Origin of the sequence: Paenibacillus glycanilyticus (assembly GCF_030161375.1) — a bacterium.
In the GTDB taxonomy this organism is placed as follows: Bacteria; Bacillota; Bacilli; order Paenibacillales; family Paenibacillaceae; genus Pristimantibacillus; species Pristimantibacillus glycanilyticus_B.
Map to the genome: position 1 here is coordinate 224,088 of NZ_BSSQ01000013.1, position 14,700 is coordinate 238,787.

Annotated in this window: 15 protein-coding genes; 11 read left to right on the plus strand and 4 right to left on the minus strand. The window is 49.8% G+C overall.

Features of this window, described 5'->3' with window-relative positions:
- Window positions 1-248 precede the first annotated feature (248 nt).
- Both QQK89_RS15720 and QQK89_RS15725 read right to left on the minus strand, forming a co-directional pair.
- Window positions 249-1,316, minus strand: coding sequence for a CapA family protein (locus QQK89_RS15720; RefSeq protein WP_284239568.1), 1,068 nt, complete (start codon window positions 1,314-1,316; stop codon window positions 249-251).
- A gap of 12 nt (window positions 1,317-1,328) precedes the next feature.
- Window positions 1,329-2,375, minus strand: a complete 1,047-nt coding sequence (locus QQK89_RS15725; protein ID WP_284239570.1) for a YheC/YheD family protein — start codon at window positions 2,373-2,375, stop codon at window positions 1,329-1,331.
- 215 nt (window positions 2,376-2,590) lie between these two features.
- On the opposite strand from QQK89_RS15725, the gene QQK89_RS15730 reads away from it, so the two are divergent.
- From QQK89_RS15730 to QQK89_RS15760, 7 genes are all read left to right on the plus strand, one after another.
- Entirely contained in the window at window positions 2,591-3,340 is a 750-nt protein-coding gene (locus QQK89_RS15730; RefSeq protein ID WP_284239571.1) for a YheC/YheD family protein, read from the plus strand.
- Between the two features lie 305 nt (window positions 3,341-3,645).
- Window positions 3,646-4,443 carry a phytoene/squalene synthase family protein gene (locus QQK89_RS15735; protein ID WP_284239573.1) on the plus strand — a complete coding sequence of 266 codons (798 nt, stop codon included), beginning with the start codon at window positions 3,646-3,648 and terminating at the stop codon, window positions 4,441-4,443.
- Between the two features lie 267 nt (window positions 4,444-4,710).
- A complete protein-coding gene (locus tag QQK89_RS15740; RefSeq protein ID WP_284239575.1) occupies window positions 4,711-4,974 on the plus strand; it encodes a hypothetical protein in 264 nt (87 codons plus the stop codon).
- A gap of 128 nt (window positions 4,975-5,102) precedes the next feature.
- Complete coding sequence (locus tag QQK89_RS15745) at window positions 5,103-5,570, plus strand: heme-degrading domain-containing protein (protein WP_284239577.1); 468 nt, start codon at window positions 5,103-5,105, stop codon at window positions 5,568-5,570.
- A gap of 10 nt (window positions 5,571-5,580) precedes the next feature.
- Complete coding sequence (locus QQK89_RS15750) at window positions 5,581-6,069, plus strand: MEKHLA domain-containing protein (protein WP_284239578.1); 489 nt, start codon at window positions 5,581-5,583, stop codon at window positions 6,067-6,069.
- 86 nt (window positions 6,070-6,155) lie between these two features.
- A complete protein-coding gene (locus QQK89_RS15755) occupies window positions 6,156-6,596 on the plus strand; it encodes a hypothetical protein (protein ID WP_284239579.1) in 441 nt (146 codons plus the stop codon).
- 18 nt (window positions 6,597-6,614) lie between these two features.
- The gene (locus tag QQK89_RS15760) at window positions 6,615-7,223 is read left to right on the plus strand and encodes a polysaccharide deacetylase family protein (RefSeq protein WP_284239580.1); all 609 of its coding nucleotides are present in this window, start codon (window positions 6,615-6,617) and stop codon (window positions 7,221-7,223) included.
- A gap of 72 nt (window positions 7,224-7,295) precedes the next feature.
- Here the strand turns inward: QQK89_RS15760 and QQK89_RS15765 are convergent, their stop codons facing one another.
- Window positions 7,296-7,934, minus strand: coding sequence for a M15 family metallopeptidase (locus QQK89_RS15765; RefSeq protein ID WP_284239581.1), 639 nt, complete (start codon window positions 7,932-7,934; stop codon window positions 7,296-7,298).
- Window positions 7,935-8,752: 818 nt separating this feature from the next.
- Between QQK89_RS15765 and QQK89_RS15770 the strand changes: the two genes are divergently transcribed.
- Window positions 8,753-10,369: an S-layer homology domain-containing protein gene (locus QQK89_RS15770; RefSeq protein ID WP_284239582.1), complete on the plus strand. Its 1,617-nt coding sequence runs from the start codon at window positions 8,753-8,755 to the stop codon at window positions 10,367-10,369.
- A 103-nt stretch (window positions 10,370-10,472) separates the two neighbouring features.
- Here the strand turns inward: QQK89_RS15770 and QQK89_RS15775 are convergent, their stop codons facing one another.
- Entirely contained in the window at window positions 10,473-11,117 is a 645-nt protein-coding gene (locus tag QQK89_RS15775; protein ID WP_284239583.1) for a TetR/AcrR family transcriptional regulator, read from the minus strand.
- Window positions 11,118-11,270: 153 nt separating this feature from the next.
- Here QQK89_RS15775 and QQK89_RS15780 point away from each other — a divergent pair, with 153 nt between their 5' ends.
- From QQK89_RS15780 to QQK89_RS15790, 3 genes are all read left to right on the plus strand, one after another.
- Window positions 11,271-12,023 carry an SDR family NAD(P)-dependent oxidoreductase gene (locus QQK89_RS15780; protein WP_284239584.1) on the plus strand — a complete coding sequence of 251 codons (753 nt, stop codon included), beginning with the start codon at window positions 11,271-11,273 and terminating at the stop codon, window positions 12,021-12,023.
- Between the two features lie 138 nt (window positions 12,024-12,161).
- Window positions 12,162-13,619, plus strand: a complete 1,458-nt coding sequence (locus tag QQK89_RS15785; RefSeq protein WP_284239585.1) for a PLP-dependent aminotransferase family protein — start codon at window positions 12,162-12,164, stop codon at window positions 13,617-13,619.
- A gap of 150 nt (window positions 13,620-13,769) precedes the next feature.
- Window positions 13,770-14,681 (plus strand): D-alanine--D-alanine ligase, encoded by a 912-nt coding sequence (locus QQK89_RS15790; protein ID WP_284239586.1) that lies wholly within the window; start codon window positions 13,770-13,772, stop codon window positions 14,679-14,681.
- Window positions 14,682-14,700 lie beyond the last annotated feature (19 nt).

Genomic DNA, 14,700 nt, shown 5'->3' on the forward strand with positions numbered 1-14,700 from the left:
ACCATGTACCATCCATTTACTAGCAAACTGCGAATTCAAATGTTCTTTCGGCCGCTGTTGCTCGGAGATTCCTTGAACAAGTTAATAGTTGAGGGAATCTCCGAGCAAAGGCGGGCGCTACGCTTCTCAATGAACATTTGAATTACTCCGTTTGTCTGTAAACGATAGCTAAAGGTCAAAACCTTATATAATTGCAATGAGGGACCGAAAGGCCGTACGGATTACACCGTACGGCCTTTTGGCGTGGATTAGATGATTTCCGCGTTTACGGAATCGGAGTCCTTGACGATATGCTGGCGGACATGCTGGAGCATCCTTTTCATGCGGACGGCTTCGGCGGTTGAGGGGTCCAGCTTTTTTAAATGGGAAGTGAGAGGGAACACCCGGAAAGCGTTTCTGCCTGCCGACTTATTGATTCGAGTCCAGGTCGGGATAAAGTCGATTTTCTTGATGCGGATGGAGCCGTCCTCGAGCTTGCGTACCTGGAGCTGAGTGATGAGGCCGGTTAAGGTATGGTCATTGTAATAAAGTCTGGTCGAAATAATATTGCCGAGGGAATAGATGGCGAACTTTCGGATGCCATTCCCGCTATTATAGAAGACGGCCGGTTGGATCGTATGCGAATGGGCACCCAGAATGATGTCCGCGCCATGCTTGAATAACAGTTTCACCATATCTTTTTGCTTTTGAATAGGGTGGTTTGCGTATTCTCTGCCCATGTGCAGGCATACGATGGTCAGGTCGACGTTTTTGGATTTCATTCTTTTTAGGTCGGCGACCATTTTATCCGGATTAATCAGGTCTACCGCCCATTTGTGGTCTGTGGGAACCGGAATCTTATTCGTTGTTTTGGTATAAGCAAGGAAGCCGATTTTGATGCCCTTCACTTCTTTGATTACGAGATGCTGGGCTTCGTTTGGCGTTCGGTAAGTACCGGTATGCGCGATGCCTTTGGTGTCCAAGATGCGAAGCGTGCGCTTCAGGCCGTTAATGCCGTTGTCCATGCAATGATTGTTGGCCGTCGAGACAAAATCGAAGCCAAGGTTTTTTAACGTATCGGCAAAAGCGTCCGGGCAGTTGAACATCGGCCAGTTCGTTCGCGGATGCCGCTTCACAACGCTATAAGCGTCCTCGGATGTTTTGCCTGCGAATACGGTCTCCAGGTTGCCGATGGTCAGATCGGCGTTGCGGAGATAGGGAGCAATCGGCTCAAACAGATGGTCGAAGGAATACCCTTTTTCCCCTTTGCAGGAGTTGATGATTCGCGTCTTCATCAAAAAGTCCCCAACCGCGGTAATTGTAATTTCGGTGCTCATGATCCATCTCCGTTACTTGGTTTTTGGAAGCAAACTGCGGGCGTATTGGAAATGCGTGTGCAAAGTTTGTTCCCAGACTTTGAAGCCGTATAGTTCCCGCATGATCTTTTTGCCGGGCTTAATGTTAATTTCGAGCAGCCACAACTTGCCGTTCGTATCGACCGCAAGGTCGATTCCTAACTCGCAAAGCCTGGAACGGTACGATTTCTCCGTAAAGTCCGGAATATATTCCGCAAGTTCGCGAATGGATTTGGCGAGGGTTTCCCCCTTCTCGTCGCCGAATTCTTTCTTTAGATAAGAATCGGCTTCATAAGCATGGCCGCCGCTTTTTAAGTTGGACGTAATTTTTCCGCGTCTTGCTTCGCGTACCGCAATGCCCGTTGTTTGCCAGTTTCCTTCGCTTTTCTTCAGCATAAGCGCCCGGATATCAAACACAATGCCTTGCTTGTTGCGGATATCGATCCATTGCTGCATCAATTGCCGTTCCTTGCCGAGTGCTTTGCTGATTAGAGAACGGATGCCGGCGGCGCTCATTAATTGCGTTTGCTCATGGTTTTGCTGCACTTTATATTGGCCGTTATCCAGCGTGACGCGTACGATATCTCTGCCACCCCAGCCGTTAATGGGTTTGAGCATAACGCTTTTGTATTTTTTTACAAATAGGATGAAGTTGCTTGCGTCTTTTACCGGTTCGGTAGGGAGCAAATAAGGCTTCAGAACGGGAGAAGCAACCAAATGTTTCTGGATTCTGATTTTATTGCCGAGCCCGTAGCCGGTGAACGGGAAAGAGGACGCTTTTTTAATATAAGTAGCTCTCGTGCTCTGGGAACCGGAATAAAATCCGATATCCATATTGATTTTCGGGTAAGGCAAGGTTTGTCTTGCCCAGGTTCCGCCGCGGTATACATAACCGGTAATTTTACGGGTGGTTAAGTTCACATCATTCGGAGTGTATACAAGAATGCCGCTGAATTTCTCTGCGAGAGCCGATTTGGCATGTCTTGCAAAACTGCCGGGATGGCCGATCCGATGGGTCATAATTCCAAGGATGTCGCTCATCTGTCGTTCTCCTGTCTTGTAGCTTAAGCTGAAATCGGAACTGTGTATTATCATATGAAGCATGATATTTGTCCGGTATGGGATAAACGCCCATTCCTAGAGGGGCGGGCGCATGTGCAAGGTACTTTTTGCGGGGCTGGAGAATAGTATGGAGCAAGCGATTAGCCTAATGCAGAAGGACATGTAACTGCTGTACATCTGGAGGAGATTCCGCCATGAAAGGCTATATGATTAAATATCCGGGAAGAAAATGGTTAAAGCATGTAGCTTTATCGGGTGAGGAGGAGCTCCGTAATTTGCTGCCGGATACGGAGCAGTTCACGCCCAAAGGTTTTGTCAGCATGATCGATCGTTATCCCGTACTGTTCGTGAAGCCGGATTTGGGCATGAAGGGACAGGGCGTTATGAAAGTCTATTATAAAGATGATAGTATCGTCATTCGCACTGAAAGCGGCCGTTACACGTATCCGAACGCCAAGTATGCCGCTCTCAGACTGAAGCAGCTGATTGGAACGAAACGATATATTATGCAGCAGGGCATCGACCTGATCCAGATTGACGGCAATCCGATTGATTTTCGCATTCTTATGCATTTGCGGCGGGATGAGACATGGAAGTATTTCGGCGTGATGGGCAAGGTCGCGGCGCCAAACCGGTTCGTTACCAATCACAGCAGCGGGGGAAGAGCCATTCGTCTCCATCATGCGCTAGGCTTGAGCCGGCAGGATTGCGAGCCATGGGAGAAAAAACTTCGGGAGCTGGCTTATAAGGTAGCCCGAGGGATGAAAAAGCATTTTCCGCTTATAACCGAGCTAGGCCTCGACATCGCGATCGATAGCCAGCATCGCGTCTGGCTGCTAGAAGCGAATACGAGACCGCAGTTCCAGCTGTTCCGCTACCACTCCAATCCAAAGCTGTACGCGCAAATCGCTTCTTCTGTCAAACATATTAGAAGCGACGAGTAAAGGCGCAGCCGCATAGCGGCTGGCGTCGATGGTCAGCCGAAATCCCTCAGTAGGCAGGGGATTTCGGCTTTTCTTGCGTGTTGGGAGATTAACGTCCCTAGGGGACCTTAAGAGTGTGGAAAGAGTAGCTAGTTGGTTTGTTAAGGTCGGCGGATGGGCAGCCAGCCATTCAAGCGGGCTACTACGGTCCAAAATCCCTGAATTGTTTCGAAAATTTTACTTTTGGGGAAGCGTTAAAGTATGATGGATACATAAGAAAGTTTACGTGAGATTACCGTTGCCTGGAGGGAATTCCGATTACAAACATGATGTTGAACGACGCGATGACAATGCTGAAGCTGACGAGCCGGACCTTTTTTATTCCGATCAACAAGCTTGTGCCTGGTTTGAAAGAAGCAGTCTCTTCCGCCTATCTGTGCATGAGAGCCATTGACGAGGTAGAGGATGACGAGAAGCTGCCGGCTCCGGTGAAGAAAGAACTGCTGCTAGGCGCGGCAAAAGCAATGCAAGAGCCGAATCTGGAAGAAGCGCTCGAGCAGGTATGGAAGCCTCATCGGGATAAGCTTCCAGAAGTAACGGTGCGGATGTACGAATGGGCAAAGCTATGCCCGGCGGGTATTGCGCCAACCGTCTATAACTACATTAAGATGATGGCCGAGCAAATGGCGGACTGGGTAGGAACCTCGTGGAAGATTCATACGGAAGAGGACTTGGACAAATATACGTATAGCGTTGCCGGAATGGTAGGCGAGATGTTATCGGATATTTGGCGCTGGTTTGACGGAACCGAGACGGATCCCGTCAAAGCTGTTGCGTTTGGCCGCGGCTTGCAAGCGGTTAATATTATGCGCAACCGGACCGAGGATATGGAGCGGGGCGTTGATTTCTTCCCGGACGGCTGGGATTTGAAGGACATGCTGCGTTACACCCGCCGCAACCTGAAAGAGGCAGATGCGTACCTCGCACAGTTGAAAAAAGGTCCTGCGCGTACCTTCTGCGAAATTCCTTTGTCTCTCGCACATGCAACCACCAACCTCATTGCCGTCGGCGGCAATAAATTAACGCGTGACGCCGTACTAAAAATCGTCGGCAAGTTTAAGTAACGGGAAGGAAGATTCCCCATAGCAAAGAAAGTGCCCCGCAGCATCCTGCTGCGGGGCTAAAAGTGTTTATATAATTAAAAGGGGGGTTGAGACTTATTATAGGCAATGTTCATTAAAGGAAGATGAACATTACATTTCGATAATGTTACAAATTATAACCAAACAATTCCAATCGCTTTTCGCCCGATACAAGAAGATGTCCAAGCCAAACGAATCAACGCGAATACGATAGAAGGCAAGGATTATCGAAGAAAAGGGGGATGGGCGATGGCAGCTAAAGGCATTGGTATATATGAGAATCAAGTGTATTCCAGCCGGGTTGTACGATCGGAGTTCGATAAGAACTGGAAGACCACTATTACAAGAAGCGGTTATGTGGTCTACACGGCGCAAAAAAACCGAGCACAAGTAACCGTATTGCTTACTACAGGCGCCAGAAAGCTTATTACGTTCAACAAAGGCGGACAAGTGATCGTTGGTTCCGGCGGTGTCAGCCATTACAGCAAGCCGCATTGGGCACTCGATTTATAAGGCGCGGGATGCCTTTTGGAGCCGTATGGACTTGGATTCAAGAGGTCCGACCATACGGTATCCAAGGGTGAGCATTTTATAGTAAGATGGGGTTGTTGTTATTCGGATGCAGAGAGAGGAACGAGCTCATGAACGATTTGATGAAGACATTGCTTGCTCAGGAAGAAGAACTTCAATTCGATTCTTTTACGAATGAGGATGCGCTGCAGCTAGGACTTATTGTTGTGCAGCACGCCAAAGATATCATTGGTAAAGGCATTGCCGTACATATCGAGAACGACGAACATCCGCTTTTTACCCATTACATGGCGGGGACTTCGAAAGATAATATTTATTGGGTCAATACGAAAAAAAACGTGGTGAATCATTTTGGTCACAGCTCCCTTTATGTTGGCGAAATGTTCCGCGACCAAGGGACGACGTTCCCGGAGAGCTCGGGCTTGCCGTTGTCGGACTATCAAGGCGAAGGCGGTTCATTCCCGATCGTTGTTCGCGGCCAGGGCAAAGTCGGCACCATTACCGTATCCGGCCTGACCGGCGAAGAAGATCATCAAGCTGCGGTCGATGGGATCCGCAAGTTTTTGGCGAAGGAATAGGACAGGCGAGATGAATATGGGCAAAATGCCGCTTACAGGTGTTGGAGCAACCGCTGAGCATAGCAAGCTGCTTGCAGACAGCTACCGCAGATGGACGGGACGGGACTTGGTGCCGGGCGAGAGCAACGGCTGCGGTGGCGGGATGGACTTGTCGGAAAAGCTTTTTAACGCGCCGCAGGTTATTTTATCGCATGGAACGGAAACCGACCCAGTGCTGAATTACGGGAATCAGACGGCGCTTGACCTATGGGAGATGGATTGGGAGCAACTGACAAGCACGCCTTCGCGCCTTACAGCCGAGCCTATGGAACGGGCGGAGCGGGACCGGTTCTTCACGCAGGTAACGGCCCATGGTTACGTCGATGACTACACGGGCATCCGCATCTCTAGCACGGGGCGGCGGTTCTACATTATGAATGCTACGGTATGGAACTTGGTAGATGAACAAGGCATTTATCGGGGGCAAGCGGCAACCTTTCGCGAATACAAGTACATATAGGGTTCTACAAAAGTTAGAACTGCACGGGCGGCAGGCCGGTTGATACGATAAAAGTGTTCCATACCTTCTCGAAAGGGATGATCCTTATGTCGTTGTCGTTCCCGTGGCGCGCAATTAGCCAATATCTCTCTGCCAAGCTGTTTGGTGCTGGGGTGGGCCTGCTTGTTTTTATTTTTATCTTTAACGGGTTTCATTTCCTGCAATGGTCAGGAAAAAGATTATTTATACCTTTTGGATTTTTTTATGGATATGGACTGCTTTTCTCGTTTGTGGCGGATTTCTTGGTCAGATTAGTGCGTCACGGTCGTCCATTTGTCTATTTAGTTATGTATATTTTTGGGGGTTTCCTTCCGTTTCTATGGGGAGATATTGGTTTTGGGATGATTGCGGGGACGATTGGCGCTTTTTTCTCGTTGATTGTTCTGGTGGCAGCTATTCTGATCGAAGAACGTTGGCCTTATTCGGCGGTAGGGGCGGCCGCACTGTTGCTCTTTTATTTGGGATTGTTTGTTTGCGGCACGACATGAGGGGAGAAGGAGCATTTTATGTTGATACAAGCCATTAACACGAACAGCAAAGCGGTTGCTTTTACGTTTGATGACGGACCTGATCCGGTGCATACGCCGGAGTTGCTTGAGATTTTTGCTGAAGCCGGAGGGCAAGCGACCTTTTATATGGTTGGCGAGCAGATCGCAGCTAACTTCGAAGTGGCCAAGCTTGTCCATAAACGTGGGCATGAAATCGGCAATCATTCGTACACCCATCCTAATATGACGGAGTTATCGGTTGAAGAGATTGAAAGTGAAATCGCGCGGACGGAAGAGCTTATAAAACAAGTAACCGGATCGCGTGCGGCAACGATGCGTTTGCCTTATTTGGCGGGAGATGAACGTGTTAATGCGATTCTTGCCCGCGAAGGTTACCCTTCCATTGGCGCGGTAAACACGGAAGCAAGGGACTGGGATATGCCCGGCGTTGACCATATTCTCGAAAGTTCGCGCAACGCCGTGGAGAACGGAAGTATTCTGATCTTCCACGACGGGTACGGCGACCGCTCGCAAACGGTTGAGGCCGTACGCGTTCTGACAAAGGAACTGGCGGCAGAAGGGTACCGTCTAGTGACGGTCAGCGAGCTGCTTCGTCTAGCGGAATAGACATGGCTAACGATAAGTAATAACCTTCATAACAATGGCCCGTTGCTGAAACCAGCACGGGCCATTGCTGCGTTATTCCGTTGTTGGCGGGCGTTTGCCGCGCTGCAGGTCTTTAATCGAGTAGCCGAAATCCATTTGCAAATGAGGGTAGTCCTTGAAGCTTTGCCAATCTCCGCCCCAGGCGAAACCAAGCTTTTTGGCAGCCGAGACGACTTCCATCCAGTCAGGCTTCCCGTTGTCGTTGCCGTCATATTTCATATCCCAGATCACATCGCCATCCGGCTTGACGAGCGCGAAATCGACAGCCAGGCCGTAGTTATGGTAGGAAGCGCCGCCTTTGACGTTAGTGACAACTTGTCCGGGTTCGGTTCGTCCTTTTTTGTACAAGACGTTCTGCTCCTCGCTTGAGCGGAAATCGTCGGTAATTAGAATCTTTATGCCGAGTTTGCCGGTTTGGGCAACAAGGGTATCGGCTTTGTTGGCAACGATCGGATTAAGGGAAGTTGTTGGCGCATTTTGCTTTTGCGTCTGCTTGGAAGCTGGTGCCGGTCGATCCTGGACCGATTCAATCCACCTCCAGCCCAATATAATAATCGCGATCAATACGATCGAGGTCATGAGCGGGTTTCGCTTCTGCTTCTGCTCCGGCCTGACATACGGCTGGTTGATCTGCCTCATTGCTGTATTCTGTCGTGCCAAAGGTTCGGGCATCTCATTACGTCTCCTCTCCGGGCTTGTCTCTCTATCAATCTATAACTCTCTCTATCAGCATGCGCATTTATGTACGATCGTAAACACTCGGATTGCCCTATTGTAGCATAGTTCGACATGGCGAGCCCCCGCCTGGGGTAGGGGAAGAACGATCATACTTAAGAGGGATAGGGGATACAAAGCGTTGGCGAAACGACAAAAGGCCCATTGAAATGGGCCTTTTGCTTGCGGGTTAAGCTTCGTATTCTGCTTGGATGGATACTGCAGTTAAGCTAGGAATTAGTACATTCTGCCAAAGCCACAACCGCAAATAATGATCACCAAGAGTATAAAAAGCACCAGGATGAAACCTGTAGAGTTAACACCACCAACGTAACCGGACATTATACATGCACCTCCTTACGTCTTCAATACTCTATAACTTATGACGATTTGCTCCAAGGTGATTGGGTGTTTGTTCCTGAGGCATTTGACCAATTATAAATGCAGCCCCATGTTGCTTGTACCGGATGCACGTTTGCCCGGCAAAATATTCATTCCCATTTTCTTGCCGATGAACGCCGGCGCCATCTTTGTTACCATTAAAGAATCATGACCTTAACTATTAAGGAAGCACATGCTTACGAAGTAAGAATGATCAATGAACAGCCCAATTGGGCTGTTTGAGTTGACCATCATGCTTACGAAGCAAGAATGATCAAGAAACAGCCCAATGCGGGCTATTTGAGTTAATCATCATGCTTACGAAGTAAGAAAGATCAAGGAACAGCCCAATGCGGGCTATTTGAGTTAACCATTCTTTTTAGGAGGGCGAAACCTTGTTTGGTAGCAAGTTTAAGAGATGGCTCGCGGGAACCGCAGCATTGTCTTGCCTGATGGGGATCGTTCCAACCGTAGATGCAGCAAGCGCGGACAAGTTGCCTTTCGACGATATTGCGGGCAGCTTCGCCAAGGAATCTATCATTCGTTTATATAATAAACAACTATTATCGGGAACTTCCGCTAGAACCTTCTCGCCGAAACAAGCGGTGACCCGGGCGGAATTTATCACGATATTGGACCGCGTTCTCGGAATTACACCGGTCCAAAGCGCAATTAGCCCATTTAAGGATTTGTCCGCAAATGCTTGGTACTACGGTGCCGTTACGGCGGCCGTGCAGGTCGGTCTCGTGGACGGAACAAGCGCGCATACGTTTGAACCATCGAAGCCGGTTACGCGGCAGGAAGCCGCGATTATGCTTATACGGGCTTTCAAGCAGTCTGGCGTAAGCGGGGATACTTCGTATTATGCCGATGCCGATAAGATTGCAAGCTGGGCGGATGCGGCCGTTGGCGCGGCGCTCGAGCTGAATCTGATGGCAGGCGATGCGAATGGCAACTTTAAACCGGCAAACGGAATGACTAGGCAGGAGATCGCCGCCGTGATCGACCGCGCATTGCAAGACGATGACTGGTCAGCCGCGCTCGCCAAGAAGCCGAATACGGCACGGATCCAGCTTGGCTGGCAGTATGGCCAGACAACGGCTCAGTTCGAACAGTCCGTCAAACAAGCGGGCGTAAACACGATGTCGCCTCGTTGGTTCTTTTTTGACCCGGCAGGGGTTGTGGCAAGCAATGCCGATCAATCGCTCGTCACTTGGGCGAATAAAAATAATAAACAAATATGGGCGATGGTCGGCAATCGATCGAATCAGGAAGTCACGCATCAGAACTTGTCCAATGTGACGTACCGGACCAAGGTGGTTAATCAACTGGCGGCCTACGTGCAGAACTACGGACTTAAAGGACTGAATATCGATTTCGAAAACGTAGCTCCCGAAGACCGCTCCTACATGACGGCTTTCATAAGCGAGCTCAGCGCGAAGGTGCATAAGCTTGGAGCTGTTGTTTCGGTCTGCGTTTCTCCTGATCTTGGCAGCGACTGGACGGAAGGTTTTGATTACGCGGCGCTTGGCGCTTCGGCGGATTATATCGTCATGATGGCTTACGACGAGCATTGGAGTACCAGTCCGCTTGCCGGTTCTGTTGCCTCCATGCCTTACGTGAATCATGCCGTCGATACGCTGCTTGACGTCGTGCCCGCAAGCAAGGTGATTCTGGCATTGCCTTACTACAACCGGGACTGGACAACAAACAAGAACGGTACCGTAACGGCAACGGAATTGACCTTAATCGAGCAAAATCAGACCGTGAAACAACGTAAGCTGTTGCCGGAATGGAACGCATCGGTCCAGCAGTATACGGTTTCCTATCAGCTTAACGGACTTAAGCATCAGATTTGGCTGGAAGACGGACGGTCGCTTGCCGCCAAATACAAAGCCGCGATGGACCGCAATCTGGCGGGGATGGCTTATTGGTACATGGGCGGCGCCAGCGCCGATATTTACACCAGCCTTGGCAATGCGGAACGGTTCTACGGGCTAAATTTTAATTAGCTTTTGTATTAACGCCATTATTTATTAATTTTGATAAATATTTTTGACGCAAAGAAAGCTCCCCGGCTGCGGGGAGCTTTCTTCTGTTTGAATCGGCACAAGCTTAACGGCTTTTCACATATTCGAGGAACAGTCCTTTGAGAATAAGCAATTGCGGCTTCGACTCAAGATCCGATTCGAACAGCAAAATGTTGTTCTGCAGCGACAGCTGACGTGAAAATTGGCCGAAAGTATTCATAATCGTCGTTAAGGTTTCCTTGATCTGCAGATCGCTGCGGATAGAGCCGTCCTCGATGCCGGACTGTACAATAGCCGCAAAATGCTGCGAGATTTGCCGGTGCAATGCTTCAAACGTCTCCATATCCTCTACTGGCTCAAGCGAATGCGCAGCGTAGCTATCGAAGTCGACCATGAATTTGGCGCTTGCGCGGTTATGTTCCTCGATTAAATAATCGAATAGCCGTTCCAGCTTATCCAGACAAGGCACCTGCAGCGCAGCGGTCGCCATAAAGGCATCATGAATCGGCTGCAGCAGCTTGGTCGCCACCGCAACAATCAGCTTCTCTTTCTTCGGGAAATACCGAAACAACGTAGCAATGCCGATATTAGCCGCGTCCGCGATATGCTGCATAGTGGTTTTCTCGATGCCCCGATGTATAAATTCGCGTTCAGCCGCGTCTAGAATCGTTAGCAGCCGTTGCTGTTTACCGTCTTTCCGTTCTTTTACATACCGTGCTTTCGCATCCATAGGCCATTACCTTTCTTCCGCATTAAATATATGCGTATTATACCGATGCCAACTCCTTCTAGGCAAGAAGCATTGCGCTTGAATTAGTATGGTGATATAGTTTATATCATAGTGATATACAAACTATCATTACATTCAAAGGAGAGATGATCCATGAGTCGTCTAGCGGATAAAGTAGCCATCATTACCGGTGCGGGAAGCGGCATGGGCCGGGAGGAAGCGCTGTTGTTCGCCCAAGAAGGCGCAAAGGTTGTTGCAACCGACATTAATGAAGAAGCGGTTCTCGCCGTCGTAAAGGAAATCGAGGCAAAAGGCGGCGTTGCAATGGCAATCGCGCATAACGTCGCATCCGAAGAGCAGTGGATCAGCGTTGTTGCAGCGGCGGTGGAGGCTTATGGACGAATCGATATTCTCGTTAATAACGCCGGTATTTCGTTTGCTGTTGGCATGCTGGATACAACGGTCGATCAATGGGACAAGGTGATGAATATTAACTTGTCTAGCGTATTCCTAGGCATGAAGCATGTCGTTCCGCATATGCAAAATAATAAAAGCGGCTCAATCGTTAACATTTCGTCGATCGCCGGCCTTACCGGCAGCCAAGGCGCCGGCGCTTACACGGCGTCTAAAGGCGCGGTCCGCATGCTGAGCAAAGCGGCGGCCGTAGATTATGGGAAGGACAATATCCGCGTCAATTCTGTGCATCCCGGCTTTATTGAGACGCCAATGAGCAAGGAGTTCGTGAACAACGAGCAAATGCTTGGCTGGTTCTTGTCTCAGACCGCCCTTCCTCGCGTAGGACAAGCAGTTGAAGTCGCGAAGGCGGTCCTGTTCCTCGCTTCGGATGACGCATCTTACCTGACCGGTATCGAATTGCCCGTCGACGGCGGCGTGACGGCGAAGTAATATTTCATAAGAGCACTTATCCATTAGTCTTGTCTAAGAACCACGCTGAAGGCGAAAGAAGCCTAGCGTGGTTCTTTTGCTTTGGACCGTTTTATGACATGATAAGCTTATCGGTAAAATTGTTGGAGGTTAATTGGGATGTATTCTGATATTCAATTCGCGGGCGACCGGCCGGTATCGATGCAGGTCAAAGATTATATGAAACGGCTAATGATCACGGGCGCGCTGCAAGCGAATCAGAAGCTCCCGTCCACGCGAGAGCTAAGCCTCTTGATGAATGTCAGCCGCAACACGGTCGTGACCGCTTATGCGGATCTGGTGGAAGAAGGGTTCATTTATGTCGTTAAAGGCAAAGGCAACTTCGTTGCTCAATCGGCGATAGCGGCTGATGAAGGCGGCGGCAAACAGCTGAACTGGAGCGAGCGGATCAACGCGCTGGCCCGCACGGCCGAAGAGCATGATCTGATGAAGCATGGCATCCGCTCGAAGCGGGGTGCGATTTCTTTTACAAGCATCGCTCCGGACGAGAAGCTGTTTGACCTGCAAAATGTAAAACGAGCATTCCTCGACCGGATGTCGCTGGAAGGCAACATCATTCTGAATTACGGTTACGCCAAGGGCTACAAGCCGCTCATCGAGTTTCTCATGCGTTATATGGAGAACAAAGGCGTTGATCTAACCGGCAAGGATATGCTCATTACGAACGGCTTTACGGAAGGGTTTGACCTTGTCCTGTCGGCGCTTGGAAAGCGCAGCGGACACGCGTTATGCGAGAACCCGACTCACCATACCGCAATAAAAAATTTAAAGATGCACCAATTCGCCATAACCGGCGTAGATATGGAGCCTGACGGCATTAGCCTAGAGCAGCTGGAAGAGAAGCTTGGCAGGCAGGATTACGACCTTGCTTATCTTGTTCCTTCGTACCATAACCCGACCGGAATCGTGATGTCCCATGAGAAAAGAACGGAATCGGTCCGGATGCTGAACGACCGCCAAATCCCGATTATCGAGGACGGCTTTAATGAAGAGCTCCGTTATTCCGGCGCTCATGTAGCCCCTCTTCTCGCATACGGCGGCACACGAAACAACGGAACGATCTACTTGGGCAGCTTCTCCAAAATTCTGTTCCCGGGCCTCCGTGTCGGATGGATTCTGGCGGATAAGGAGCTGATCGACTATTTGGAAAGCGTCAAACGCGCGCGCACCATTCATACGTCGACTCTGGATCAATCGCTGCTGTATCAATATCTTCACAACGGCAACTTCGAGAAATATCTGAAGCGGGCGAAGGCGGAATACAAGCGCAAATACGAGCTGGCAGTTGAAAGCTGCAAGACGTATTTACCGCTGAAAAGGCTCTCAGGAGACGGCGGGCTTCACCTGTTCGTCGAGTTCGAGGAGAATTTCTCTACGAGGGAATTGCTGCAGGCGTGCACGGAGCAAGGCGTGCTCTTTACGCCGGGGGATATTTTCTACACGGACGGCGGCGGACGGCATGCGATGCGGCTTGGCTTCTCCCGCGTGTCCGATGAGGATATCGTGAAGGGGATCCGAAAGATCGGGGATTGCGCGAAAAATATGCTTACGAAGTAATTTTGCTTCGCAAAATTTAGGCAAATGCTTACGAAGTAATTTTGCTCGTTAATTAATTTGTAATTTGATTAAGTATTTGCTTCGCAAAATTTAGGCATATGCTTACGAAGTAATTTTGCTTCGCAAAATTTTTAGGAGGCTACACACATCATGAAGAAAATCGGAGTTATTATGGGCGGCATTTCGTCCGAAAGAGAAATTTCCTTATTAACGGGCCAAGAAATGATCGCGAATCTGGATCGCGGCAAATATGAAGTGGTGCCGATCGAGATTAACACGAAACGCGACTTGATCGATAAAACGGCAGGCATTGATTTTGCGCTCCTCGCCCTACACGGCAAATACGGCGAAGACGGCACGGTGCAAGGCACGCTGGAATCGCTCGGTATTCCTTATTCGGGCTGCGGCGTATTGTCGAGCAGCGTAAGCATGGATAAAGAATTGGCCAAAAAGCTGATCCGCTTTGACGACATCCTTACGGCAGACTGGATCAATGTCTCCAGCATGGAGGAGCTTGCTTCGGCTAACGTGGAACGTCTTGGACTGCCGGTTGTTGTTAAGCCGAACTCGGGCGGCTCGAGTATCGCTACGCGTCTGATCAAAACCCAGGAAGAGATTGCCGGTGCGGTGGCGGAAGCTTTGAAATGGGATAACTCCGTGATGATCGAGCAATTTGTCGGCGGGGATGAGATCACTTGCGCCGTGCTGAACGGCAAACTGCTGCCGATCGTTTCGATTCAGGCGAACTCGGACTTCTTCGATTACGACTCCAAATATCAAGACGGCGGAGCAACAGAGGAAATTATCGAGTTGCCCGCGGATGTGCACGCCCTCGTAGAAGCGTCAGCGCTTGGCTGCTACAAATCGTTAAAGTGCAGTGTATATGCACGTATCGATATGATTATTGCGAATGGCGTTCCGTATGTGCTGGAAGCCAACACGCTGCCGGGCCTGACGAAAAACAGCCTGCTGCCGAAGGCAGCCAAAGCGGCTGGCATCAAATTCAGCGAGTTGCTTGATTACATCATCGATTATTCTCTTGAGGAGCGTAAAGAGAACTAATCGGCCGGGGGAGAGGGAT

Excerpts from the sequence above, each read along its gene's own strand:
- QQK89_RS15760 (WP_284239580.1), top strand. The coding sequence starts at position 6,615 with ATGTTGATACAAGCCATTAACACGAACAGCAAAGCGGTTGCTTTTACG.
- QQK89_RS15720 (WP_284239568.1), bottom strand. The coding sequence starts at position 1,316 with ATGAGCACCGAAATTACAATTACCGCGGTTGGGGACTTTTTGATGAAG.
- QQK89_RS15725 (WP_284239570.1), bottom strand. The coding sequence starts at position 2,375 with ATGAGCGACATCCTTGGAATTATGACCCATCGGATCGGCCATCCCGGC.
- QQK89_RS15745 (WP_284239577.1), top strand. The coding sequence starts at position 5,103 with ATGAACGATTTGATGAAGACATTGCTTGCTCAGGAAGAAGAACTTCAA.
- QQK89_RS15775 (WP_284239583.1), bottom strand. The coding sequence starts at position 11,117 with ATGGATGCGAAAGCACGGTATGTAAAAGAACGGAAAGACGGTAAACAG.
- QQK89_RS15755 (WP_284239579.1), top strand. The coding sequence starts at position 6,156 with ATGTCGTTGTCGTTCCCGTGGCGCGCAATTAGCCAATATCTCTCTGCC.
- QQK89_RS15735 (WP_284239573.1), top strand. The coding sequence starts at position 3,646 with ATGATGTTGAACGACGCGATGACAATGCTGAAGCTGACGAGCCGGACC.
- QQK89_RS15750 (WP_284239578.1), top strand. The coding sequence starts at position 5,581 with ATGAATATGGGCAAAATGCCGCTTACAGGTGTTGGAGCAACCGCTGAG.
- QQK89_RS15785 (WP_284239585.1), top strand. The coding sequence starts at position 12,162 with ATGTATTCTGATATTCAATTCGCGGGCGACCGGCCGGTATCGATGCAG.
- QQK89_RS15790 (WP_284239586.1), top strand. The coding sequence starts at position 13,770 with ATGAAGAAAATCGGAGTTATTATGGGCGGCATTTCGTCCGAAAGAGAA.
- QQK89_RS15740 (WP_284239575.1), top strand. The coding sequence starts at position 4,711 with ATGGCAGCTAAAGGCATTGGTATATATGAGAATCAAGTGTATTCCAGC.
- QQK89_RS15780 (WP_284239584.1), top strand. The coding sequence starts at position 11,271 with ATGAGTCGTCTAGCGGATAAAGTAGCCATCATTACCGGTGCGGGAAGC.
- QQK89_RS15765 (WP_284239581.1), bottom strand. The coding sequence starts at position 7,934 with ATGCCCGAACCTTTGGCACGACAGAATACAGCAATGAGGCAGATCAAC.
- QQK89_RS15730 (WP_284239571.1), top strand. The coding sequence starts at position 2,591 with ATGAAAGGCTATATGATTAAATATCCGGGAAGAAAATGGTTAAAGCAT.